Origin of the sequence: Ruminococcus flavefaciens ND2009, assembly GCF_000621785.1 — a bacterium.
In the GTDB taxonomy this organism is placed as follows: Bacteria; Bacillota; Clostridia; order Oscillospirales; family Ruminococcaceae; genus Ruminococcus; species Ruminococcus flavefaciens_C.
Map to the genome: position 1 here is coordinate 115,919 of NZ_KK211348.1, position 26,138 is coordinate 142,056.

The window sequence follows — 26,138 nt, forward strand, 5'->3', positions numbered from 1 at the left end:
CCTCCTTCTTCGGCAGATCTGCTTTCATTATACACATACGCAGGAGACATGGCAAGTGCAACAGAAAATTTTGTCGGACATAAAAACAGCCGCTTAAAGCGGCTGTTCCGGATAGTTATGATATTGTTATCACTTTGCGATAAGAGCCTTTCTCATCATTACAAGGTCGAAAACGTCAAGCTGCTCGTCCTCGATGAAGTCGCCTGCCTTCCAGTTCTTGAGCTCTGTATCGGGAGCTCCCACGAGCCACTTGTTCATAAGCACCAGATCGGCAGTGTTGAACTCGCCGTTAGCGTCAACGTCGCCCTTGATCTCCTGGGGAGGAGCTACGTAGCTCTCGTCGAAGATGTACTTTGCGCTGTTCAGGAACTTGTCGTCAGAGGGCTTGTCAGCCTGGTTCCAGTCAGTCTGGGTGCCGTAAACTGTGATGGTAGCCTGTGAAGTAACATCGGAAAATGCCATGTAGTCGATCTTGGTCATCTTGCCTGATACCTTGAGATCGGTGAGCTTGTTGCAGTATGCAAAAGCCAGGCTGTCGATGAATGTGCAGGCTTTTGCGTCAACTGACCTCAGATTTGAGCAGTAGAAGAATACATTGTCATTTATCTTTGTTACGCTTGAGGGAAATACAACGGAGGTAATGTCCTCGTTTCTCTCAAAAGCACCTGCGGAAACGTACTTAACATCGTCAGGAACCACAACATCGCCCTTTGCGTTTGCACCGTCGATGAGGTTGCCGTTGATGATGACCAGATCACTCTTCTGGCGCTGTGCGTCCATCCAGGGAGTGTTATCGAATACCTTTGCGGACATCTCGATCATCTTATCGGGAAGATTTACCTCGGAAAGCTGCTTACACAGATCGAATGCGCGGAGATCGATGAACTCTACGCTGTCGGGAATGGTGACGGATTTAAGGTTTGCGCTCATGCTGAAGGCATACTTTCCGATGGTCTTGACTGAACCGGGGATAGTTATGCTTGAAATTGAGCTGCCGTTGAATGCGTAATCGCCGATGGCGGTTACGGGCAGACCTGAGATAGTCTCGGGTATTTCGATGGATGTTGCCTTGTAATCGCTTCCTGTGATCTCAACGTGATCGTCGTACTTCTCATAAGTGAGACTTCCTGCTGTCTCGGCAGCATAGGCAGTCAGTGCAGCAGGTGCGATGGTGCTTCCCATTGCAGAGATCGGCATAACAGCTGACAGTGTTGCAGCTGCTGCAAGTGAAGCAGCCTTCAGTGCTATTCTCTTTGAATTCATTATTAACCCCTCCTGTTAATATGATACATTTTATGCCTGCCTGTCGGGCAGACAGCTTAACCTGATGAAATAGGAGCTTTTTTCAGCTCCTGCATATTATTGTACCATATATTGCAGAATAAGTCAACAATATCCTAAAAAAGAGACGTTTCGTTAATAATAATTGTATAATAGGGGAACGCTAATACTACAAGTTAAAGAAAATGGCTGATTACAGGGAAGTAACAGACGATATAATTACATTCGGGCACGGAACTGCTCCCGGGCAGCTGCCATATAACGGCAGGGGCATTACACCGGGGGTTATGCTTCGCCGGTCCCTTCCTCCGCGGAGACTTCTTCACGGGGCAGTCTGCGGAAGAACAACAAGGCAAAAATCACAAAAAACGGAACGGAAACGATCAGCGACAAAGGCTGAGCCTCCTGTATTCCTGCAAGACCTCTCAGGCGGGGGAGTATTATCAGCGCCGCAATGAAGAACAGTCCGTTTCTCAGGGAGGAGAGTATGCTTGCACCCAGCCGCTTTCCCGTGCTCTGGTAAAGCATTTCCACGACCATGCAGGGCGGCAGTGCCAGTGTTGCCAGTGCCTGGAGGCGGAGAGCTCTTGTGCCTATCCTTATTACCTCGGGATCGTCGCGGAACAGTCCTATGAGACTGCCCGAAAAGACAATGAGCACGGTGCAGCTCACAAGGATTATGCCCTCGGACATTAAACAGGCGAATTTAAAGCCCTTACGAAGCCGTGAGTACCTTTTTGCGCCGTAGCTGAAGGCGGACACCGGCTGGAATCCCTGTCCCACTCCGAGAGCTACCGAGAAGGCGAAGAACGTTATCCTGGATACTATGCTCATTGCGGCAACGGCAGCATCTCCGTAGTCAGCGCAGCTGCTGTTGAGAAGTACTGTGGTGATACTGTTCAGAGCCTGTCTCAGCAGACTGGGAAAACCTGTTGCCATGATATTGAGTACCATGGCGGTCTTAATAAGCCGTGCATTGCCGAAGCTGAGCTTTGATTCGGTTTTTCCCGTCAGGAACATCCAGAGCAGTATTCCCCAGCTCACAAGCTGGCTGAGGGCAGTGGAGAGACCTGCACCGCTGATACCCATTTTCAGTCCGAACATAAGAATGGGATCGCCGACCATATTCAGTACGGCTCCCGACATCAGGCCTATCATTCCCAGAAATGCCTTGCCCTCATAGCGCAGTATATTGTTCATAGTGAGACATGAGCACATAAATGGCGCCGAAATGAGGATATATGAGATGTAGGTCTTGGCATAGGGCGCGATAGTATCGGTGCTCCCCAGCAGGTACACCACATCGTCCAGAAAGATGAAGCCGAAGATACATATCATCAGTCCGAACAGGAATGAGCCGAGAAAGCCTGCTGTTGCGTGAACAGAGGCGCTTTTTACGTCACGGTTGCCCAGAGCTCTTGAGAGGATACTGCCGGAGCCCTGTCCGAACATGAAGCCGAATGCCTGTATTATAGCCATAAATCCGAAAACAATGCCCACTGCACCGCTGGCACTGGTGCCCAGCCTGCCCACAAATGCTGTGTCCACCAGATTGTAGATGTTGGTGACAAGCATCGAGATCACAGCAGGTACCGACAGCCCCAGAATAAGCCTTGGTATCGGGGTTAGCGTCATTTTTTCGTATTGGGAGTTTTTGCCTTGAGTCATATTTCCATGGACCTTTCTTTCATTAGCCTTTTCATTAATCTGAATATATTATACCCCTGTGATCCGATTTTGTCAAAGAGGGGAGCGCTTTGCCCCCCCGGGCTCTGAGGTTGACAAACAGGCGTCAGAGATGTATAATATGAGAAAAATCACTGAACTCGGGAGGTCTGGTATGAGATTAGACGGCTTTGGGATATTTGTTGAAGATATGGGGAAAATGATACGCTTTTACAGGGACGTACTTGGCTTTGAGATAAAGGAGGCTGAGGATACCTCCAATGTTTATCTTGTGAAGGACGGAACTCTGTTCCTGATGTACGGCAGAAAGGACTTCGAGAAAATGACGAGCCGCAGATATGAATATATCAAGGGTCTGAACGGACATTACGAGATCGCGCTTTATGTTGATACCTTTGACGAGGTGGACGCCGCCTTCAGGAAGGCTGTTGATAAGGGTGCAGTCCCTGTACTGGAGCCCGAGCTTGAGCCCTGGGGACAGAGGACCTGCTATATCGCCGATCCCGAAGGCAATCTCATAGAGATAGGCTCATGGGACAAGCCCTATGATAAAAAGGATATATAAGTCTGAACAGGAGATAGGATATGAAAAACAGTATATTCAAGCGCTTTGTATCGGTGGTGACGGGCATTGCGATCGTATTGTCGGTCTGCCATTATTTCATGGATAGCGCAAAAGATCATGCAGCTTTCACAGTAAGCGGTCATGCTGCCGGGGAGAGCGGTGTATCGGATAATCCCTTTGACAAGCAGGACGACATGGAGGTGCCCTATGACAGAACACGCTGGGTGCAGCCCAATGAGTGGAATACACCGAAGATCGATCCGAGGGACTATGAAGGCGGACTGATGATCTATTTTGATAAGATAGGACTTGAGCCCGAATATGGCCCAGGTAAGATCCAGAGGGTATATTGCAGTATTACAGGTGCAACAGAGCCTGTAGGCAAAATAAAGTTCCACATTTATTATGATACCCGACTTACTGTCAAGGAAAACTCAAAGGGCGAGGTGATAACCACAGGGAAGGGGCTGGACGGCTTCACAACAGGTTCAGCCAAGATCGAAGACGGACAGCTGGCTTTCTATGCCTATGGCGAGGATACGCTGCTAAGTAACAGCTGTTTGTTCACCATTGACTTCATAGTTCCCGAAGATGCGGAGCAGGGAGAGATGTACCCCATAGGCATGGCGTATACAGATGACGGGATAGTGGCTGACACCTTCATAAAAGACAAGCCTGACAACGCAGGAATGCTCCAGATGACCTATGCCTTCACCAGGGGCATCTATAACGGATATATCAAGATAATTGGCGAGAAAAAAACTACTACTACCACCACTACGACGACCACCACAACAACCACTACTACAATCACTACCACAGCTCCTGTTGCGGCTGGCGTTTACATACCCGGTGATGTGACAGGTGACGGTCTTATCAATGCGGTAGATGCTTCATCTGTGCTTGCGTATTATGCAATGACCTCCACCAATAAGGAGGGCGGATACAACGATGAGCAGAAGGCGGCTGCCGACGTTGACAGCAATGGCAGGATCGACGCCGTGGACGCTTCAAATATCCTTTCCTACTATGCCTATACTTCCACTGCAAAGGAAGATATTATTTCTTTGGAAGAATTCATGAAAAAGCGGCATGAATGATAAAAAGCTCCCTTAAAAAAGGGAGCTTTTCTGTTTCAATGCCGTATTTAAAAGTATTTCCTATTTCCTGATGTGCTCAAAAAGATCTCCGGGCTGGCATTCCAGTGCTTCACAGATCGCGTTCATGGTCTCAAAGCGTATGCCCTTCATTTTTCCTGTTTTCAGATTGGAAAGGTTTACGTTTGTCATGCCTATTTTTTCGGCAAGCTCGTTGAGAGACATTTTTCTGTCAGCCATTATTTTATCAAGTCTGATGATTATAGCCATTGTATCTCCTTTTACGCGATCGTGTCGTTATCTTCCTGAAGGTCCCTGCCGTATACGAATATCTCGGATATTATGCCGACTATCACTCCAAGGAAAGCTATGATAAGGTTTTTTATATCAAAATTCATTGACAGGATAGTGCCGCTTTCTTCGGCATTGCTCAGGTTCGGCATAAGACCTCCTGCCATAAGGATTATCGCCATAATACGGAGCCTGGTGATTATACCTGCTGAAAATGGTCTGCCTGTTTTTCTTATCTCAACAAGTATCATACTGAGGAGACCGAGTTCGGCGAATATGATGAAGAAGTAAACAGCATAGCTGATGTGCTGAGGGTCGTCGGTACTGAAAAAGCTGATGATCTGGCAAGCTGAAAAAACTATTGCAGCGGCGCAGAGAATGCAGGATATGACGGTGTCGGTAAAGGTGCGCTTTTTAAGTTTTGCAGACATGGAATAATTCATAGAAACATCTCCTTTTTAAAGTTTGAGTTTAAAAAATTAAAGTTTTTGTCGGCTGACACTTGTATTATAGCGCAGAAATTAAAGTGTGTCAATAATAATTTAAAGTGAAACTTTAAATTTGGCAGACTGTACAAGGAAAGAGAGATGTTTTTAGCAAAATTGCCTAAGCTCACATTGCAAAAAAAGCCGGAAAGCACATCGCTTCCCGGCAGAGTATTATGTATAAAGATGATAATTCCTGTTCGGCGGATCAGTCTCACAGATCTGCCTGATCAAGATATTTCTCCAGAGGAAGGACTTCTTCCTTCGTTGTGGAGGTATATGCGTAGTATGAAAGTATCTGAGAGGCATCGACTGCATTGATAACGCCGTTTTTATTTACGTCGGCAGCCTTCTTCTGAGCATCGGTGAAGCCGCCGTCCTTACTGGTGGAAATGTTTGCATAGTATGAGAGTACATTGGAAGCGTCAACAGCGTTGATCTTTCCGTCATTGTTGATGTCGCCCAGCAGAATATCGGGATCGTTGTCGATGATGGGGGATGGGTCTGTCTCACCTATCTTCCGGCTGACAGCCTCGGAAGCCACACCGCTGTAGCTCAGCAGACCCTTTGTGATATGGAGCTCTGCTCCCGTAATATCTCCGCTCTCTGCGATGAGAGTTATTACGTCGGAAAAGCCCGTATCGTTGGTTTCAGACTTTGAAAATCTTATCCTGCACGGGATAGTATTGCCCTTGTTGTCGGTCAGATAGACGTTATCAGCTATAGCCGTACTGTCGGTGATGAACTGAGTCATTTTTATGTTGACACCGTTTGTATGAGCATCTATGCTGTCTATCTTTGCGGCTGAGGTGCCCTTCAGGGGGATATTCACATCAGTCTGTACAGGAAGGACGGGAAGCCATTCCGTGGTGTATGTCTCATAGCCTTCGGCTTCTATCTTTACCTGCCACAGTCCCTCGGGAACGTCCCACATGAACCAGCCTTCGGAGTCGGTTATCTGCGGATTGATCTGATCGTAGTCCTCCGCATTCCATTTGACCGCCTTGCCGCTGTCGTCCTTATAGTAGATCGTGGCTGTAGCTCCCTCAACGCGGTTTTCGGGAACAGCTGCATAAACGTAGCCGCTGGGGTCGATGCCCGCATTTACTTTTCCCTTGGGTGTTACAGGCTCAACGACATCATCAAGTTCACTTTCAAGCTTGTCATAGATCTTGCCCATAGCCCATATACCAAAGGTAAGTGCCGCACCCGCAAAAAGACCGGGCAGGAATGCCAGACCGGCTGCTGCAAGCGCGAAGCTTCCCTTTATGGCTACTGCGGCAATAGCAGCGCGCCCGACGAACAGAGCTCCTGATGTTACCATAAGCTTCGGACCCTGTTCCTTGACAAATGAATCCTTTGAATAGGCGATCTTGTTCACACGATCGCTGTGTGAATAGTAATGATTATAGAGCTCATAGCCTGCCTGAGCTGATGTGATAGCTGCTCCGGCAAAGCCTGCCGCATCTTTCAGACCCTGGGATTTGACATATTCCTCAAGTATATATGAAGTTCCTGCACCTACTGAAAGGTCGTCCATAAGGCTGTCATAGTCGCTTCCGGAATAAGCTGTTACAGATATATCCGTCATTCCCGTTGTCTTATTGAAGTCGGCAAATACTATGCCCTCGATTTGTCTGTCGAGCTCTTTATCGGTCAGGAAGTCATAGACACTTCTCTTATCAGAACTGTCATTTGTAAGCGGTATACTCTTTGTAACGCTCTCTGCAAATTCTCTGTCATCAATTGTGGCGATTCTGGCATAGTATTCGTGAATATCGCCGTTTTCGTCTGTCACCAGCGTGTTGGACTTCTCAAAACCGAACTCCTCTGGAGTCTTTACGATGTCTTCAGGTTCAACTGTTTCACCGCCTATATCGATGGAATCCGTCTTGCCTTCAAAGACAGTGATTTCACCTTCATCGCTGTCGGGATCGTCTACAGGATCGTCCTCGGGATCAGTATTGCCGGGAGTAGAAGACGAAGCTTTCTTTTTAAAGGTCACAGCAATATTGTTGTTTCCGGTATCGACTACTGTAGAATCATGGGTTTCGGCGAATTTTTCGGCTGGATCCTTGGGAGCGTCCTCCTCAGTTTTGAGCATTTCCTTTCCGGCTTTATTCTTTATAGAGCTTATATTACCGTCGTCGTCCTTCCGGACTGTCAGCATATCCGATTTGTTTTCCTGAATGGTTCTGATTGAAAGCTCTCCCGGAATAGTGGTATCAAAGGAGCCTTTTCCCGTCCATCTTCCTGTTTCGTTATTGCGTTCCAGAGGTACAAACGACAGCTTACCTGCTGTTTCAGAGGAGACGAGTACTTTATAAATATTATCTTCATTGTCCATTTCAACATCAAATTCAAAGGGCCTGCCCGGGTTTATCGGAACAAAGGGTGAATAGCCTGTACGGAAAATATCCGTCATATCCTTTGTCCAGTGGTCGGTGCCATGAGTGTAATGAGTAACATCGAAATCAACGAGCACAGGCACGTTTTCGTCAGCGTTTATCTGGACCTTATCGGACTTATTGCTGCCGCAGACTGCCTGCACGGTAATGATATTCCCGTCGGGCTCGCACTCTATCTGAGCGCTGTACTTGCCTGTGTATTTATTGGAATCCACGGTGGTATACTCCTCGCCGTTTACCATGACAGTGACCTTTTCACCGATGGTGGCATAGCCGAAGACGCTGAATGAGGACTTGCCGTCCTTAATACTTACGGTATCGGGAGCATTGATAGTCAGGGGCTCAAATTCCGTATCCGAGAGTGTCAGCTGTTTTGTGTCCCATTCGTAGCTCTCGGGAGTGTATGTCTTGGCAGAAAACTCTGCCTTGACCTTGACAGTTTCATTCTCGGGATTGCGCACACTGAAACGGAATACGCCTGTGGGCGAGCCAAGGTCTACGTTGAAACCTACATCGCCTGCGGTAAGTCCGTCAGGCAGGCTCTCGTCAATTACCAGGTGCTTCCATGGCTGCACGGAAACATCCAGATTGGCTGTTCCGAAGGTATCGAGGAAACGCGGGTTTATTGAGTAATAAACGGTATAATTGGTGATGTCGCCTGCCGCATTTGAGGGAGAGGATTTTGTGATGAAGAGGTCGCCCTTTTTTGCAATGGTGAACCTCTCGTCCCAGAGGTTGTTGCAGTAGGTGAAGGCGCCGTTTTCCAACTCGTATTCTTCGTGCGGTGCATCGATAGTTTCGAGTTCGTAGCAACTGCCGAACGCCAGAGTATTAATTTTAGTGACGCTTACGGGGATAACAACTTTTTTCAGGTGCTTACAGCCTATGAATGCCTTTTCTGGGATCTCCGTCCAACCGTCGGGAACGTATACGGTCTCAAGGACAGGAGCAGATGAGAGCTCATAACCTTTCAACTTCAAAGATGAAGGGATATTCAGCTCTTTAAGACTGTCACAGTTTGAAAATGGCGAATGTTCGCCGATATGCGTTATACCTTCATGAAGATCGATATTATGGAGAGATATGTCATCGCTGAAAGTGTAGTTTTCGATGTCTGTTACGGAATCAGGGATTATGACCTCGGTCAGATTCGGAAGTCCTGAAGCAGTAATGGCATTTATCTTAGTGATACCGTCGGCGTATTCCAGCTTTTCGATACCGCTGTTCCGGAAAGAGGAGGTATTGCCATAATATCCCTTTGAAGGGAGCTCCATGGGGACGTAAAGGTATTTCAGCGAAGCGAGTCCGTTGAAGCTGTTGCTGCAAAGCTCTTTGAGTTCTTTTGGCAGATCGAGGTTCGTAATGCCCTTGCAGCCCTGGAAGGCAAAGTCATCGATAAACTCAACGCTGTCAGGTATCTGTGGGTCTGTGAGACTGATACAGTCCTCGAATGCGCGGCCCATTATCTTTTCGGGAGCATCAGGCCAGTTGATAGTTTCAAGGCTTTCGCAGTACTGGCAGATATTGGGAGGTATCTCGGTCCTGTTAGGACCGAATGTTATCTCCTTTAGTCCGCAACTGCTGAAAAATCCGTATTTTCCTTCGCCGAATGTCCATGTATCGGGGATAGTTACGGATGTGAGCTTTGGATTATTATAGAAGGCATAGGTGTCGATGAAATCAAGTGTGTCGGGAAGGTCAAGCACTTCCAGGTCGGGATCGTTGGCAATAGCGCAGTAGCCTATGGTTTTTACGCTGTCGGGAACGTGTATCTCCTTGAGACCTGTTATGGAATCAAAGGCGTTATCGCCGATGGCTGTAACGGAATCGGGGATGACCAGCTCGCCCATATAATCGGTGCAGCTAAAGAGGGATGTCGGGATAGTCTCCATGCCGTCCTCGATTATGACCTTGTTTATCTTGCAGTAGGTGAAAGGACGGACCGCCTCTTTCAGAGTTGAGGGGATAATGAGGGTGTCGAGAGCTTTGTAATCATTGAAAGCCCAGTTGTTTATCTTCTCGATGTGGTCGGGGAGAACTATTTCTGTCACTTCGCTGTTGCTGGAGTATGTGCTGTGTCCGAAGTAATTTGTGTCGATCTCGGTAACGTACTTGCCGTCTATCTTTGACGGAAGAACTATTTTTGTCTTGTCATATTCGTCCTCGCGGGTCTTGTCGCGGCCCTTGATGGTGATAGTACCCTCATCGTTGACCACATAAGCAAAGCCGTCCTCGGTGTAGAGGTAATCCTCTTCTGCATGGACAAAAGGCGGCATGACAGCCGTCAGTGTCGTAACGGAGAAAACGGCGCTAAGCATGATTGACGTAAAACGTCCGGCAAATGATCGCTTCATATAAACACTCCCTTCATTTTCGGATAATATCGATCAACAATCGCAGATTCATTTATAGACAAAATTTAATACGATTGTTAAATACATTATATCGAAAATGCGCACGGACATAAACTGTTTTGTATTAATTGAGTATTATATATTACCAAAGCAGACCTATTTGACAGTAATAACGGGAATTTTGATATTATTGAATCAGAGACTTGACATTTTTCTGTTTATATTATATAATAATTCTTGTATATTATAAGCAAAATATACATTTTTTGGCATTGAAGGAGGATTATTTAATGAGATTGATCAACAAAACCGCAGCAGTATCTGTGGCGGCAGCTCTTGTTGTGCAGTACGGTTCAATGCTGCCGATGCCAACAGCTACAGCCGCAGCTGCCGAGAAGGTCGTCGGTGACCTGACGTACCTGTATGTACCTGATTCACCGGGCAAGGGAGAGTGTACTATCCAGGCGATCTACGATGATGCAAACAAGCATATCAGTAAGCATGATACGGTCATAATACCTGACAAGATAGGTGATTATACCGTAGCTGCAATAGGGGACGATAAGCAGGGCGTTATTATTTCGACGAAGGCAGACAAGGTCCAGGTAACCACCGTAAAGCTGCCGAACACATTGAAGGAAATACACAAGAGAGCCCTTGTTGACTGCGATCTGCCGTGTATGACAAGTCTTTATGTCAACATCAATAACCTTGAGGAAGTGGGAGCCGATACCTTCGGACTCTACACAAGGCTCACAGAGGTCTATGCCTATGACAACATAGACAAGTCGTATTATGCTACCTCGGATGATCTTGCCAGATTCAGGGAGCTGGTCGGCATCGAGGGCTACAAGTTCACGCCTATGGAAGACAAGCTTGACTGCTTTATGGTCAGTAAGGAAGAATACGATAAGAACAAATGCGTAAACGGCAGGATCGAATTCATCAACGAAGCTGCCTGCTCGCCTTATACAAGAAAAATAGGCTATCTTTACGCCGAGGAAGCTGTTAAAAAGCAGGGCATAAATGATACGAAGCTGAACAGAATGCAGAAAATGGAGAAGATAGTCAACTTCATGAGAGGAAATACACGCTACTGTGTACTTTATCCCTATAATGCAGATCAGTCAAAGTGCCGCGAGATGATGAACCTTTCAGGCTCGGCAATGTCAACTATCGGCTTCCATGCAGGCGTCTGCGGCGGTATGGCACACGCCTTCGAGGACCTTTGCAGAGCTGCTATGGGACATGACATAGTTGATAAGGATCAGGACGTACTCTGTGTAGGTGTTCCCGGACACGCTCTCAACGCTGTCAGACTCGACCACAGCAGCGAGACCTATTACATGATCGATAATACCAACACCAGCTTCCTGCACGGTGTGGGAAAAAGCTGTGTCGGTGAATATGGCAACAAGGATTCGGGACTGACCTATACGGGATATATCTACGGCGTATTCGGTTCAATAGCCGAATCTGATGCTTCAAATCACGATATATATGTTACAGAAGGTCCCGGTGTGTTCAGTGACGGATTTTCCTATGTTTATTTCCGTGACGAGACCAAGGGGGCTCTCCATATAGAGATGGGAGACAAGAACGATAAGAATAACAACTTTATCGACTTCACATCATATCCTACGACCTCACCTGATCTGTACCTCGCGCAGCTCCCGCCCACAAAGTGCGGCAGCGGAGAGGTCGGAAACGGCATAAACTTCTATATTGAGCCCAATATGTATCACGGCTTCAGGATCTCTAACTCCGAGGGAGAAGCAGTGTTCAGCGGAGAAGGCGAGCATAAATTCAAGCTGGGAGACACAGAGTATCTCTGCACAGTCTATACAAAGGACTATAACACAGAAACTCCCTACGGCAGGATCCAGCCCCATAACAATTTAACGAATTATTTTGAAGTCGTTGTAAAGCAGCTCTCGGACGATCCGACTCCTGATATGTATACAACGACTACAACAACACACAAAGCAGGAACTACAGTAACAGTACCTACTACAACGAAGAAGGTCACATCAACTACAACTCCAAAGCATACCACTACTACAACAAAAAAAGTCACAACAACTACCACAACAACTACCACCACAACAAAGCCAGTGACTACAACATCAGCACAGAAGGAAACTCCTAATCTGATACCGCCTACTGGAAAGGAACTTGAATACAACGGAACTCTCCAGGAGCTTGTAAATGCAGGTAAGGCTTCGGGCGGTACTGTACAGTACAAGATAGGGGAAAACGGCACATGGAGCGAAAAGATACCTACTGCCTCCGAGATCGGCGATTATACCGTATACTACAGGATAGTCGGCAACGAGAAATACTTCGGAAGCGATGAGAATTCCGACCTCAAGGGCAGAAAGAACTATGCCTTCCCTTACTGCTATGACTGTCAGAGAAGACCTGCACACCCTTCAAAGGGAGATCAGGTAAGAGCATACGACCTCCGTACTCCTCTTGTCGGCGATATGGTCTTTGATACAAAGAACAAGAGCAACTGGACCCTTGAGTATGTTTCTCCCTACAAGGACTTCAAAGGCGGTACAGATTATCTGCCCGGGCTTGTAAAGACAACACAGGAGGCACATTCACTCAAAACTTCCGATGATATTTCAATATATGAATTGAAGGACAACGGCAAGCACGTTACCTACTGCGTTATCATTGCGGTGTCAACAGACGAAAAAGCAGTGCTGTTCTTCGGCGATACAATAAAAGGCGGAGGCGGATATATCCTCTCAGCCGAGGAGCTCGGTAACGAAAAGTACTTTACTGTTGACAAGGATATAAAGGATATAAATGTTGAGACTATCGCACTTTCCGGCTCGGTAAATTCAAAGATATTTGAATCATCATCGGTGAAATACGGCGATACCAACTGCGACGGCAATGTTGATCTGGCAGACGCTATACTCATCATGCAGAGCCTTGCAAATCCCGACAAGTACGTTGTTTCTCCCCAGGGCAAGACCAACGGCGACGTTGACTGGTCCGTAAAGGGACTTACCGCCAATGACGCTCTCACCATACAGGAGTTCCTGCTTCATAAGATCAAGATACTTGATCCCACTAAGTGATGACCGACTGAGAAGCAAGACAGCAAATCCTGTTTTATAAGCTTGGAAAAAAGATGTAAGAGTATAAAACTCTTACATCTTTTTCTGTTATTGACGCTATTCTGATTTTTGCGCAATGTGTTATATAATAGGCGCGAAATGCACTATGCGAAGCATTGACATTCCGCACGAAATACCATATAATTACGGTGTAAACGTGCACGAAATGTAATACTCATATTTTCAGGAGGTGGAAGCTTATGAAGCATAAAAAACTGCTGTCAGGTCTGACAGCTCTTTTCCTGACGGTGTCTGCGATTCCCTTTCAGGGAACTGCTGTTCACGGCGGCACAAAAGATGCTTCACACAGCAGATCAGACAAATACACGCTGACAGCTGCGGCAGCGGCGGATCCGGTGTTCAGTCAGCAGGATCTGAAGAATTTGCAGGATCATCTGCTCGGAAAAAATACCGATGAAAACCTTGACGGAAAACAATATGACCTTAATAATGACGGTGTATGGGACGTTTTTGACCTGTGTCTGATGAGAAAAAAAGTCATTTCCCATCAGCAGAACGGTACATCGGGACTGTGTATCAACGAGGTCTGTTCTACAAACAAAAAATCAATAAAGGCTGCTGACGGTTCATCGCCCGACTGGATAGAACTGTATAATGCAGGTGATAATGAATGTGACCTCAGCGGGATCGGAGTTTCCGACGGCGACAAAAACCGGTTCAAGTTCACATTCCCTCAGGGAACGACCCTGGGAGCAGGAAAATACCTCATTATTTTCTGTGATGATACGGACTCAACTACAGGAGAGCTCCACGCAGCTTTCAAAATAAGCGCTGCGGGAGAGACTATCTATCTGACCTCACCTGACGGTACAGAGCTTGACAATGTCGGGCTCCCTGAGCTTGACACTGATGTCACCTTCGGAAGAGTGCCCGACGGTTCGGACAGTCTGGCACTGCTGAAGCCCACACCCGCCGCTTCAAACAGCTCGGCTGATGTGGTATATCGTGTGGAAAAGCCTGTATTCTCGGCGGAGGGCGGCTTCTATGACTCTGCATTCGATCTTTCACTCTCGGGCAGCAGCGGCTGCACGGTCCTTTATACACTTGACGGCTCCGATCCGCGGACCTCGGGCTCTGCAAAACAGTATCAGGGCAGCATAAGCATTCGCAACAATACCAACGATACCAATCAGCTTGCGGCGATCCGTGATATTTCGCTCAGAGGCTATGAGCCGCCGAATTATAATGTTGATAAGGGCATGATCGTAAGAGCGGTCTGCAAGGACAGCAGCGGACTGTACAGTGAAGTTGCCACAAACAGCTACTTCGTCGGAAAAACCGCTTCATATTACAAGGATATGAAGGTGCTGTCGATCTCCACTGACAGCAGTAATTTCTTCGATAAGGAAAAGGGCATATATATGATCGGCGATCAGTATTACCGCTGGAAGAACAGCGGCAGCTTCGATCCTAATCTTGATGTGGGAAGCAACGAAAATCCCACCAACTATAACTCCGAAGGCAAGGAATGGGAGCGCCCCTGCAATATACAGGTATTTGAGCAGGGCAAGCTCAAATTTACCGAAGATGTGGGAGTCCGCATAGCAGGCAACTGGACAGCTGCATTCCCCCAGAAGAGCATGACATTCTATGCACGCCGTGATTACGGTGCAAATAAAATGCAGTACGATTTCTTCGAGGGCGCTGCCACAGATACAGACGGCGCTAAGATCAAGGAATACAAAAAGGTAACTATACGCAACGGCGGAAATGCTTATGATAACTGCCGTTTCCGTGATGACCTGAACCAGTCTCTTGCAGAAGGACTTGCTATCGGCACACAGGCGAAGCAGGATTATATCGTCTTCCTTGACGGTGAATTCTGGGGTACCTACTCAATGCAGGAGAAGCTTGACGAGAACTACATTGAATCACATTATCATGTGGATCCCGATCGGGTAACTACCGTAAAGAACGGCTATGAGTATTCGGGACTTGATCCTGTATATCAGGACTTCAAGCAGTTCTGGAACTGGGCTATGTCCGCAAATATGTCGGATCCCTCAAATTACAGGAGAGTATGCGATACTCTGGATATAAACGGACTTATCGACTTTGTCGCCTTTGAAAACTACATTGCAAACTGGGACTGCATGATCAACAGCAATAACTGGATGATCTGGCGCTCAGACGAGAACGATGCTTCAAATCCCTACATGGACGGCAAATGGCGTTTCCTGCTCTTTGATACGGAGTATTCTTCAGGCTATGACGGACAGTGCTCCTTCCGCCGTGACTGCTTCAAGGATATGGACAAATCAGGCAGGATCACCAGCATCTCTTCACTGTTCAACAAGCTGATGAGCAATAACGAGTTCAAGCAGCAGTTCTACAGCCGCTACAAGGAGATGATGAACGATAACTTCGATTATTCCAAGGTATCGGCAAAGATTGACTCTTACGCTTCTGCAACAAAGGCTGCCGTTACCGACACCTTCCGCAGATTCGGCGTATGCGCAAACTTTGACAGCTGCGTTAAAATGATCCGCAACTTCTACAAGAACAGAGCCAAATATGCTGAGCACCACCTCAACCTCCTTTACGGCATAAATGATAACTGGCAGGAAGATCCGAATATGATAGATCAGTTCGGCTGGAGCGTCTGGATGAATGACGGTGTAGGCTCTATCGAGTACAATGATGACGGAAGCATAACTGTCAATGTATCAAAGACAGGACAGTATGCACAGGTAAGCAGCAGTACGGTCTCGCTCCAGGCAGGAAAGACCTACCGCATGACCTACAAGATCAGTACCTCACAGAATATCAATACTTATACGATGTTCCAGCAGGGCTACGGAGAGTATAAGAGCTACTCATATCATGAGCATATGTTCACTCCTAACGCTCAGACTATCACAGACACAGTGACTATGACACAGTCTGATGACAATGTCAAGTTCCTTATCGGACTGGATAAGGGAACAGGAACATACCGTATCTCGGATTTCTCACTTATCTGTATCAACTGATATGATAAACGGCACTTCGGTTAAAGAAGTGCCGTTTTTGTTATCATAGATGTTTTTATTAGGCTGTCTATTGACAGAAAGTTAACAATGTGGTATAATTAAAATGTTAGTAAATGCTAACGATTTTAATATACTCATATCCTTAAAATAAAGTGAGGTCATAGAAATGAAGAAAAACAGACTAAGCAAGAAGAGATTTCTCTGTGCTGCACTGTCTGCGGCATTGGTGACGAATTCTCTTCATTTTACAGCCGCCTATGCGGATACCGTTTACAAGGACGGCACCTATTCGGGCACAGCCGCTGGCTTCAACGGCGACATCACAGTATCGGTAACAGTTTCGGAGGGCACGATAAAAGCTGTCGAGGTTACAGACCAGAACGAAACTCCCGCATACTGGAAGGAAGCGGAGAAGCTGATCCCCGAGATCATCGCTGCCAACGGCACTGAGGGCGTAGACTCAGTCAGCGGTGCTACCTACAGCAGCGAGGGTATCAAAAAGGCGGTGGAAAATGCCCTTGCAAAAAGTGCTGCTCCCGAGTGTTTTGAGGGCGGCAGCGGAAGTGCAGAGGATCCCTTTGTTATAAAGTCCGCAGCACAGCTTTCGGGCTTTGCAAAAAGCGTCGATGAGGGCGAAAACTACCTGGGCAGATATATCGTCCTTGATGAGGACATAGACCTGTCCGATACAGAAAACTGGAACCCCATTGGTGCCGAGGGAGCTGCGGCTAAAAACCTCGATAAGATCTTTGCCGGTGATTTCAACGGACGGAGACACATCGTAAAGGGACTCACCATCGTTACGGGAGAGGATTCTCCCTATGCCGACGAGAGCAATGTGGGACTTTTCTCCACCCTGCTGAGCACTGCTAAGGTCTCGGGCGTAAAGCTGGAAGACGTAAACATTAAGGTGTCTGGCGAAAAGGTAGTAAGAGCTGGCGGAATAACAGGAGATGTCACCAGCAATGCTGTCTCAAAGGCAGAAGGACGCGCAGTAATAGACAGCTGCTCTGTCAGCGGTTCCGTATCAGCTGAGACTGATGCGGCAATGGTAATGACAGGCGGAGTAGTTGGCAGAGCTTCGGGCAATGCTATCCTTTCAAACTGCATTTCTGATACCGCAGTTTATTCATCAGCAGGCTCAAAGATCGCATACGGCGGCGGTATCGCTTCCATGACAGGCAATGATACATATGTGCTGAACTGCGCTAATAAGGGCGATATAACCGTGGTGACAAAAAGCGGATTCTCCCTCTATGCAGGCGGAGTTGTTGGAATGATGACCTCTGAGCAGTACAACTGCATTTCTTCGGGAAATGTAACAGTGGGGACCATTGCACAGGCTGATGCTGCAAACTGCGCAGGTATCATCGACGGAGCACTTATGCCTGCTGCTTCCGGAAAGTATGATTATTCTGCATCAGGCGCTGAACTGCGCTATATGAACGAAGCAGGAGAAGTATCGGCAATTGATGCTGTTTCTCACGGCGCAGGCTCCATGAACGCAGAGGGCACATTTACTGCTGAAAAGGCAGATGATATTAACAGCAGCGAATTTGCAGAGGTGCTCAACGAAAATCTCTATGATATTTCAAGGGCTCTCGGGGATACGGAAACTGAGTTCAGACTGTGGAAGCTCTCAGACGATGGAAAGCTTACTCTTTCCGATGAGGTGTTCATAAATGATGTGATAGATGCGTCAATATTTGACTCGGGCGAGGGCACAAAGGAGTCGCCCTATATTCTCAGAACAGCAGATCAGCTCAGCGGATTTGCAGGCTCGCTGTCCGAGCATATCGACTACACGGGAACATTCATCGAGCTTGCAGAGGATATTGACATTTCCGACAGGGAGTGGACTTCAATAGGCGACTGCGAGTATGTTTTCAACGGCAGCTTTGACGGTAAGGGTCACACTGTAAAGGGCATGAACGTCGGCAGTGCTGATACAGCAAAGCAGCTTGCCGAGGGCGAGAATTACATCGGATTTTTCACAGGTCTCGGTACTGATGCCGTAGTCAAGAACGTTGTGCTCACCGATGTGCTTATCAACGTTTCATACGGCAAAAGCGCTTATGCAGGCGGTATTACAGCTGTAATGCAGTCCGAGGACAACGGCTATAAGGGCGCTGTCGTGGACGGCTGCTCGGTTGAGGGCAAAATAACACTGACCTCAGAAAAAGGCAACAACTTTGTGGGCGGTATCGCAGCATATGTTTACAAGGGAGCCATTATAAACTGCAGATCAGATGTTGATGCCTCCTGCACCGTAAAAACAGGTGCAGCATTCGGCGAAACAGGCGGTATCGCCGCACTTGTGAACAGAGGACTGGTAGCAAACTGCTACACTCTCGGAAATGTTTACGGAAGCGGAAACCGCGAGGACGAGGGTATGGCAACAGTAAGCTCTCTTGTAGCTGTAAATGCTGGCTATCTGGTAAACTGCTACGGAAACGGCGGCCACGAGACCAATGATTACTCCACATATACAGGTGCTGTATCAGGCTGGATAACAGGTATCGGTCATACCTATGACTGCTATTACAATTTCGAAGCTGTAATGAAGATCGGCGACACTATCGTTGATCCCGTTGCCGATGTGGGAACGAGAGTTTCCTCGGGCGTAAGCGAAGAGGGAATGACATACACAGGCGGCGTCGTTTTCAATAACGAGGCATACACTTCAAAGAGCTTCAGCGGACTTGCAGATAAGCTTAACGGCAACTTTGCTGCTTTCCCTGTTGAGCTGACACAGTTCGGTATCACAAATAATTCACTGAAGGCATGGAAGTTCGATAACGAGGTCACATTTGCAGAAGACTATGCAGAGGCTTTTTATGTACAGCCCGAGGCTGAGATCGTGAAAAAGCCCGAGCTGAAGCTCAACGATGGTACATGGTACGGCAGGGACGATGATAAGAAGGTAACGGTCACCATCACTGTCAATGACGGTGAAATAACAAAGATCGTTTCATCTGACGGTTCCACAGAGGGTGAGGCTTATGAAGCTGCACTTCAGACAGCTAAGGACAAGTCCACATACAACGACAAGACTTCATACGCACCTGCGGACGTTTCCGTATTTGCAGGCGGCAAGGGTACAGAGCAGGAGCCTTACCTTATAAAGACAGAGTCTCAGCTTCGCTATGTTGCAGAGGCTATGAACGAGGAGGTGGACTGGGAGAACATCTGGTTCGCCCTTGACAGCGATATTGCCCTTACAGGCGGCGACTGGCTCCCTATCGGTCACGCTGTACAGGCAGAGATAAAGGGTCAGAAAACCACATTCTCGGTATACCCATTCCGTGGGAACTTTGACGGAAGAAACCATACAATATCCGGTCTTACTATCGGAAGCAAGGAAGCTCCTGCCGATATTTACCTTGCGGGACTCTTCGGTCTTGCAGCAGGTGAGCATGAAACCAACCTCACTCCCGGGGAGGGCGAGAGACTGGTAAACATCAGAAATATCAGACTCACCAATATTTCCATAAATGTTGAGTCGCGCTATGAGGCTAACGTTGGCGGACTTATTGCATGGGCACAGAACGGATTCGTTATCGACAACTGCTCCGCCGAGGGCAGCATAAACGCCAAAACAAAGGAGTCCTTCGCGAGAGTAGGCGGACTTGTGGGAAGTACGCTCCGCGGCACTGTCACAGACTGCTGTACAGATGTTGAGATAAACGCTGCAACGGGAACGTCTTCCGTATATGCAGGCGGTCTGGCAGGAATGACAAACCGTTCCGCGCAGGTGAACTGCTGTACCCTCGGAAATATCAGTGCAAATGCCGAGAGCAACAACAAGGATATGGTGGGCGGTCTCACAGGTATGTCAGGCGGTACCAACATCAACTGCTATACCCGCGGAAATGTTGAGTCACTTATCACGACTGTGGATATCGGCGGTATCAACGGACGCAGCGCAGGCATCGCAGCAGACCACTGCTGCTACTTCAACAGCAGCGCCGTATATAAGGCAGCAGGCAAGGAAATAACAGAGAAGAAGGCATCGGGAACTCTTGTGGGCGGCGAGATAACGGTCTCAGCCGTAACAGCAGAGGAGATGGCTTCAGAGGGATTTGCTGAGACTCTCAATGCAAATAAGAAGAATATGACGGCAGTTCTCGGTGAGGTAAGCGCATACCTTGAGGATATGACCGAAAACAATAAGGAAGGTCTTTCACATCAGCTCTTCTATACCAATGACGGCTCAGACCTTAACAGCTGGGTAAAGGCTGAAAGCTCTCCCGTGTTTGTTGAGGAAAATGCTGAAGAAAAGCCGGATATTGCTTCAGATGAGGAGCTTTGCGAATGGGCGGAAAAGGACTATCAGAAGAAGAACGGCGTAAAGGACACAAAAGCCGCTATCACCGGCAATGATAAGGGTGAACGCGAAATAACCATCACCGACAAAACAGGCAAGGTGCTTGACAAATATACTGTTGATCCAAAGACAGGAAAGGGCACGGATTCTGAGGGCAAGGCTGTTGATCTGCCCCAGACAGGCAATAACTCGGTGACAAACCTGCTTATTCTCCTTGGCGCGGTAATGTTTATGGTAACAGGCGCATTTGCAGTCAGAGCTTCGGAGAGGTTTCGCCGCCGCGAAGATAAACAGTAAAAAACGATGACAGTGACAAGAGCAGAGATCGCTGCTTAACATCGGAATATGACGATAAAACGGGAACAACTCGCTCAGAGCTGTTCCCGTTCATGTTTTATATGGCTGAGCTGCTTTTGCCCTTGACAAAAGCGCAATAATATGGCAAAATAGGGATATGATATTTTCGGACAAACAGGGCTTCTGCATGAGTTGCAGACCCTTGACGATAATTACAGGAGATAGAGATGAAAAGGATAAAACAGTGCGCTTCTGCTGTAACGGCAGTGCTGACCTCGGCTGCAATGCTGTGGGGCTGTGCAGTTGCTTCCGAAAGTGACAGCAGACAGGAGCTGATAAAGGGGCTTGAAAAAAAGTACGGCGAGTCCTTTACACTTATTGAGGACGCAGGGGGCGGTAATTTTTCCGCGGACCACTGTGCGGTCTATGTGCGGTCTGAGAGCTTCCCCAATGAAAGAATATATGCTGTTCACGGAGTTTTTGACGGAAAGACCGAGGACAGAGACAACTTCATGGCATATTGGTTCAGGAATGAGGCTGTCACATATCTTACGGATATGGCTGAGGACATTTACGGCGATTGCAGGAGCTTTTACGTTCCCGACGACAGGGGAGTACTGCCTGCGGATATTGGAAAGGATTCTTCTGTCGGCGATATGCTCAGGGGAGGGAAGTTCTACTGGTATCTGCTTCTTCCCGAGGGACAGGATCTTAGCAAAAAGGACGAGCAGCTGGATGAGCTTATGGATAAGCTGGCAGAGGAGAAAACAGGCTGTTATTTCTATATCGCATATATGGACGACAACGGTGTCTACAGGGACACATCTTCACCGAAGGAGCTGGACAGGGATCATATCCTTGCAGACTGTACCGTGGGAATGGACGATAACTTCAATATAACCGAAAGAAAGTGGGAGGTCAACGCAAATGGCTGATTTCTTTGAAAAACATGGCATAAAAGACGAAGCAAGAATGTCAATAATACTCAATACCTTCATGTACGTAAGCAAGTGCATAAAGAGCGAAAAGGCACTTACCCTCCGCAGTATAACTCAGCAGATAAGCATGAGCGGACTTGAGGAGTATCAGCAGGCGGCGCTGTCAATGGTGCGCAGAAGCCTTGAGCACAGCGGCAACAAAGGCTTCGGAGAGTATGAGCTCATAAGCTATTCCGATAATATGGACGGAAAGTATATAGGCGCTTATGGGGCTTCATTCCGCAGTCCCGACAGCTCCGTGATATATGTGGTGTTCCGCGGCACAGGCAACGGAAGATGGTATGACAACGGCGATGCCCTTGCAAATGTTGCCTCGGAGTATCAGAAGGTGGCTCTGCGCTATTTCGACGATATGATGGCGGAGCTTTCTCCCTCTGAGGACGTAAGGGTGATACTGACAGGTCACTCCAAGGGCGGAAATCTTGCGCAGTATATCATGCTTACCTCGAAGTACAAAAGCAGGATAAACAGCTGCATATCCTTTGACGGACAGGGCTTTTCTCCCGAATTTCTCAGCAGTATAAACTACCCGGACAGTATCTCCTCGGAGCTTTGCGGCAGGATGTACTCAATCTGCGGCGACAACGATTACGTAAACGTTCTCGGCAGGAAGATAATTCCCGGCGACAACACCATTTACATAAAGACTGCCACCGATGTCACGGATATGAACGGTGCTCATTCCATAGTTCCCGACAATAGCAGCGACACGGAAAAGGGACTTATACGCTATATTTTCAACTTTAACACCAATGACTTCAACGAGCAGACCACAAAGCAGCGTGAGCTGGCAGTCTGCGCAAAAGAGATAAACGCCAATATCATGACCCTTCCGCAGAAGGAGAGGGAAGAGATATGCAGGTCTCTCATGACAATTTCCGAGCAGTTCCTCGGCGGCAGCAGTTCTCCCCGGGGTCTCAACGGCGAAATGGCAACACTTGATGAGGGCATCGGCTTCATCACAAATCTCTATGAGATAATCATTCCGCTGGTATCCCATGTGGGCAGCGAGGCAGGTGAGGACATCATATTCAAGGTGATCGTGGTCCCCAACTGCAAGAACGCTGACAGCTCAATGTCATCAGCGCCGACAAGCGATAAGATAGCCCTTATCATGTCAGAGCCCGATATTCTCAAGTTCTACTACATCGGCGCAGCACTTGCCTTAGAGACACTCTGCGATGATGCGGAGCAGAATGCCTATAATGTAGGAAGAGCAGTCTCGGGCAGATTCTCCGACGAGCTGGGACTTATAATCAAAGGTCAGCTCATTGCGGTCAATATGGTCATCTCTTATATAAAGAAGGCAGGCTTCCTTGCAGGTATCGCGGTCATGGTGATAAAGTCGGTGCTGAAGAAGTATCTTGCGCTTCAGGAGAGCGTGCGCATTGCAAATAACGGCAAAAAGGCAGAGACTTCAAAGGCTTCGGGAGGCAAACGCAGCAGAAAGGGTACTCAGAAAGCCGACCATATCCTGGGAGAAGACGTGGCTGAGATAATAGAGGGCTTCGGCGGAGATGACAGCATACACGGCTGGGGCGGCGATGACGATATTTACGGCGGCGACGGGGACGACAGACTCTACGGAAAGGGCGGCAAAGACAATCTCTACGGTGACAGCGGCAACGATCACCTTGTTGGCGGAGAGGACGATGACTACCTTAATGGCGGCTCGGGAGACGATGATCTCCACGGTGACGAGGGCAATGATGTGCTCTTCGGCGGCGTAGGCAATGACATACTTGAGGGCGGTACAGGCGATGACACGCTCAACGGCGGAGCAGGCGATGACAGATATGTTTTCGCACGGGGCTTCGGCAGGGACGTTATCAGCGATCCCGAGGGCAGCGAGACCATCGAGCTCACAGGCATCTCAGCTGAGGATCTGCTTCTTGCTTCCGATGGCAGCGGCGGTCTCATCATCAGTGTAAGAGGCACAGATGACAGCATAAGGATAGAGGGCTTCCGCTGTGACAGATTCGCTCTTGAGATAAACGGCGGACGCTATAGCATAGTTGAAAATGACGGAGCCTATTTCCTGATAAAACAGTAAAGGAACGGGAACACTTTTTAGTACAAAAGAGATCATAAAGGGAGCAGCTCGCTTGCAGCTGCTCCCTTTTTATTATTCCTGCTTGAACGGAGCTTATATATATGATATACTGTTTTAAGACAGTGAGTTTCAGCGTTAAACAGGGTAAAAAAATTTTTTTCGGATTTTTTTCAGAAAAATGTCCTACCCCATAAACTGTGAACGAGTGTATATTATGAAAGCAATTGCTGAAAAACATAAGGAGGAATTGATATGACTGACTGGGAGCTTAAAAAGCAGATGAAAGACTCTCCCCATGAATGTATGAAAGCGATCTTCGATGAATACTGTAATTATGTTTATGTTATAGCAGCCGCCAGACTAAGGACCTGCGGACGCAATGAAGACATAGAAGAATGTGTCAGTGATGTATTTGCCGAGGTGTTCAGAAAAACGGACTCTCTCGGAGAAGGACAGGGCGACCTCAAGGGTTTTATCGGAGTTATCGCAAAACGCAAGGCGATAGATATGTTCAGGAGACTGAGCAAAAAAGCGGATACTACCGTATCTTCCGACGATGAAGACTTTCCTGAGCTCCCTTCTTCAGAAAATATAATCGAATCTTCTGAAGTATCAGAACGGAATCATATACTCCTTGACAAAATAAAAGAATTAGGCGAACCTGATACAACGATAATAATAAAACAATACTATTACAACATGACAGTGGCTGAAATAGGGAAAGCGATCTCCATGACAGCCGCCGCAGTGCAGAAGCGAAGCGTAAGAGCGAGAGAAAAGCTCAAAAAAATGCTTTGCGAAGTTGGTATTAATTATTAAGGAGAGATGTATATGAAGAAAAATGATGAGCTGCTCAATGGACTTGACATTGATCTTGAAACAGCAGACAGAGTTGCAAAAGAGTATCCATCCCTGTCAGATTCAGCTAAAGAGAGGATGTTTAATATGGCTAAAGAGAAAATGAATGATACAAATGCAGATCTTACCGAGAACGATAACAGTGTAAAGGGCGTAGAGATCTACAATCGTCCGAGATGGATAAAATTCGCAGGCATGGCAGCAGCAGTTGTGCTGATGGCAGGCGGTATAGGCGGAGGAAGCTATCTGCTTCACAACATGAAGTCAACAGCTCCTACACCGAATTCGTCGATCGCGGAAGAAGTTACCACTTATGTAACAGGGACAGTTACCACCGAAGCTGCATCTGTTGAGACAACAACCGGTACACAGAAAGCAGTAAGCGGTGCTGTAACAGAAGTGACCGGAACAACAACTATAACCACCACTACCTCTGCTGGGGCTGCGGATGTTGAGACTACCACTGCTCTGAATGTGGAAAATTCTCCCATTCCCGAGGAGGCTGCACACAGACTTACCGATAACTACTGGGATTATGCATACCTGTTCGGCCGTTCGGTGCGTCAGTCTGCCGATTATGAACATACAGTACACGTTAGGTTTGAAACGCCCGATAATACATCAGGAGATCCGATGAATATAGAGTACGACAAGTGTATGTTCAAGGAGCTTGCAGACAGGAATATGGAGGAATTAAAGGAGTATTACTATTCTTACTATACTGCTGATTTTGATCCTTTCTATGATCCTTATAATCAGTATCCCGATGACTTTGAATTATTCGGTCCCTCGTTCACAGACGGTTCCGATATGACAATGGATCGTAATTGCGTATATATCGAGTATAACGGCGAATTATACCAGAGAGCCCTGTATACATCATATGATAATACCGATCACTGGACAGACGATCAGCTGGAGATAACAAACGTTACCGAAAAGTCTTTCACACTTAAAAGAAAGTTCCGCAACAATGCAAATGCTATGTTCGGAGACACACGCGGTGAGGTAATATTCAGCATAGTATTTGATGAAGGTGCTCAGGACTGGAGAATAGATAAAACAGAAACAAATATACAGTATTCATGAGAACTCCTCTATAAGATAACAAAGAAAGCAAGCAGCCTTTTTTCGGAAACGGCTGCTTGCTTTTTTATTGCTGTGAACTAAGTAACCGCATTATGGCTGTTATCGCACTGAACTTTGTTCACAGGCGGAAATTCTTTTGAAAATAGGAAATCTGCACATCAAGATCGTTTTGTATATATCAGAATTTGGAAATATCTTAAAATTTCATATCACCTCTTGTCA

General features: G+C 47.3%; 14 protein-coding genes. 9 read left to right on the plus strand and 5 right to left on the minus strand.

What is annotated here, in order from left to right:
- Positions 1 to 129: 129 nt before the first annotated feature.
- Both T488_RS0113400 and T488_RS0113405 read right to left on the minus strand, forming a co-directional pair.
- A complete protein-coding gene (locus T488_RS0113400; RefSeq protein WP_028521240.1) occupies positions 130 to 1,263 on the minus strand; it encodes a leucine-rich repeat protein in 1,134 nt (377 codons plus the stop codon).
- 303 nt (positions 1,264 to 1,566) lie between these two features.
- The gene (locus T488_RS0113405; protein WP_242838353.1) at positions 1,567 to 2,916 is read right to left on the minus strand and encodes an MATE family efflux transporter; all 1,350 of its coding nucleotides are present in this window, start codon (positions 2,914 to 2,916) and stop codon (positions 1,567 to 1,569) included.
- Between the two features lie 205 nt (positions 2,917 to 3,121).
- Between T488_RS0113405 and T488_RS0113410 the strand changes: the two genes are divergently transcribed.
- Positions 3,122 to 3,532 (plus strand): VOC family protein, encoded by a 411-nt coding sequence (locus T488_RS0113410; RefSeq protein ID WP_028521242.1) that lies wholly within the window; start codon positions 3,122 to 3,124, stop codon positions 3,530 to 3,532.
- Positions 3,533 to 3,552: 20 nt separating this feature from the next.
- Positions 3,553 to 4,632: a dockerin type I domain-containing protein gene (locus tag T488_RS0113415; RefSeq protein ID WP_028521243.1), complete on the plus strand. Its 1,080-nt coding sequence runs from the start codon at positions 3,553 to 3,555 to the stop codon at positions 4,630 to 4,632.
- A 60-nt stretch (positions 4,633 to 4,692) separates the two neighbouring features.
- Here T488_RS0113415 and T488_RS0113420 read toward each other — a convergent pair whose 3' ends face one another.
- The 3 genes from T488_RS0113420 to T488_RS0113430 form a co-directional block, all read right to left on the minus strand.
- Positions 4,693 to 4,899: a helix-turn-helix domain-containing protein gene (locus T488_RS0113420; RefSeq protein ID WP_028521244.1), complete on the minus strand. Its 207-nt coding sequence runs from the start codon at positions 4,897 to 4,899 to the stop codon at positions 4,693 to 4,695.
- A gap of 11 nt (positions 4,900 to 4,910) precedes the next feature.
- A complete protein-coding gene (locus T488_RS0113425) occupies positions 4,911 to 5,363 on the minus strand; it encodes a DUF2975 domain-containing protein (protein WP_028521245.1) in 453 nt (150 codons plus the stop codon).
- Positions 5,364 to 5,619: 256 nt separating this feature from the next.
- Entirely contained in the window at positions 5,620 to 10,167 is a 4,548-nt protein-coding gene (locus T488_RS0113430; protein ID WP_028521246.1) for a leucine-rich repeat protein, read from the minus strand.
- A 290-nt stretch (positions 10,168 to 10,457) separates the two neighbouring features.
- On the opposite strand from T488_RS0113430, the gene T488_RS0113435 reads away from it, so the two are divergent.
- The 7 genes from T488_RS0113435 (at position 10,458) to T488_RS0113465 (ending at position 25,916) form a co-directional block, all read left to right on the plus strand.
- Positions 10,458 to 13,262, plus strand: coding sequence for a dockerin type I repeat-containing protein (locus T488_RS0113435; protein WP_028521247.1), 2,805 nt, complete (start codon positions 10,458 to 10,460; stop codon positions 13,260 to 13,262).
- A gap of 239 nt (positions 13,263 to 13,501) precedes the next feature.
- Positions 13,502 to 16,294, plus strand: a complete 2,793-nt coding sequence (locus T488_RS0113440) for a CotH kinase family protein (protein ID WP_028521248.1) — start codon at positions 13,502 to 13,504, stop codon at positions 16,292 to 16,294.
- 166 nt (positions 16,295 to 16,460) lie between these two features.
- Positions 16,461 to 20,918, plus strand: a complete 4,458-nt coding sequence (locus T488_RS0113445; protein WP_028521249.1) for an FMN-binding protein — start codon at positions 16,461 to 16,463, stop codon at positions 20,916 to 20,918.
- A gap of 227 nt (positions 20,919 to 21,145) precedes the next feature.
- On the plus strand, positions 21,146 to 21,853 hold the full coding sequence (locus tag T488_RS0113450) for a hypothetical protein (protein ID WP_028521250.1): 708 nt from the start codon (positions 21,146 to 21,148) through the stop codon (positions 21,851 to 21,853).
- Positions 21,846 to 23,969, plus strand: a complete 2,124-nt coding sequence (locus tag T488_RS19000) for an Mbeg1-like protein (RefSeq protein WP_051536485.1) — start codon at positions 21,846 to 21,848, stop codon at positions 23,967 to 23,969. The genes T488_RS0113450 and T488_RS19000 overlap by 8 nt, the downstream gene beginning before the upstream one ends.
- A gap of 252 nt (positions 23,970 to 24,221) precedes the next feature.
- Entirely contained in the window at positions 24,222 to 24,788 is a 567-nt protein-coding gene (locus tag T488_RS0113460; protein WP_028521251.1) for an RNA polymerase sigma factor, read from the plus strand.
- Positions 24,789 to 24,800: 12 nt separating this feature from the next.
- Positions 24,801 to 25,916, plus strand: coding sequence for a hypothetical protein (locus T488_RS0113465; RefSeq protein ID WP_028521252.1), 1,116 nt, complete (start codon positions 24,801 to 24,803; stop codon positions 25,914 to 25,916).
- The last annotated feature ends 222 nt before the right edge of the window (positions 25,917 to 26,138 follow it).

Bases quoted from the DNA above. Each gene is read 5' to 3' on its own strand.
- T488_RS0113400 (WP_028521240.1), bottom strand. From the start codon at position 1,263: ATGAATTCAAAGAGAATAGCACTGAAGGCTGCTTCACTTGCAGCAGCT.
- T488_RS0113405 (WP_242838353.1), bottom strand. From the start codon at position 2,916: ATGACGCTAACCCCGATACCAAGGCTTATTCTGGGGCTGTCGGTACCT.
- T488_RS0113410 (WP_028521242.1), top strand. From the start codon at position 3,122: ATGAGATTAGACGGCTTTGGGATATTTGTTGAAGATATGGGGAAAATG.
- T488_RS0113415 (WP_028521243.1), top strand. From the start codon at position 3,553: ATGAAAAACAGTATATTCAAGCGCTTTGTATCGGTGGTGACGGGCATT.
- T488_RS0113420 (WP_028521244.1), bottom strand. From the start codon at position 4,899: ATGGCTATAATCATCAGACTTGATAAAATAATGGCTGACAGAAAAATG.
- T488_RS0113425 (WP_028521245.1), bottom strand. From the start codon at position 5,363: ATGAATTATTCCATGTCTGCAAAACTTAAAAAGCGCACCTTTACCGAC.
- T488_RS0113430 (WP_028521246.1), bottom strand. From the start codon at position 10,167: ATGAAGCGATCATTTGCCGGACGTTTTACGTCAATCATGCTTAGCGCC.
- T488_RS0113435 (WP_028521247.1), top strand. From the start codon at position 10,458: ATGAGATTGATCAACAAAACCGCAGCAGTATCTGTGGCGGCAGCTCTT.
- T488_RS0113440 (WP_028521248.1), top strand. From the start codon at position 13,502: ATGAAGCATAAAAAACTGCTGTCAGGTCTGACAGCTCTTTTCCTGACG.
- T488_RS0113445 (WP_028521249.1), top strand. From the start codon at position 16,461: ATGAAGAAAAACAGACTAAGCAAGAAGAGATTTCTCTGTGCTGCACTG.
- T488_RS0113450 (WP_028521250.1), top strand. From the start codon at position 21,146: ATGAAAAGGATAAAACAGTGCGCTTCTGCTGTAACGGCAGTGCTGACC.
- T488_RS19000 (WP_051536485.1), top strand. From the start codon at position 21,846: ATGGCTGATTTCTTTGAAAAACATGGCATAAAAGACGAAGCAAGAATG.
- T488_RS0113460 (WP_028521251.1), top strand. From the start codon at position 24,222: ATGACTGACTGGGAGCTTAAAAAGCAGATGAAAGACTCTCCCCATGAA.
- T488_RS0113465 (WP_028521252.1), top strand. From the start codon at position 24,801: ATGAAGAAAAATGATGAGCTGCTCAATGGACTTGACATTGATCTTGAA.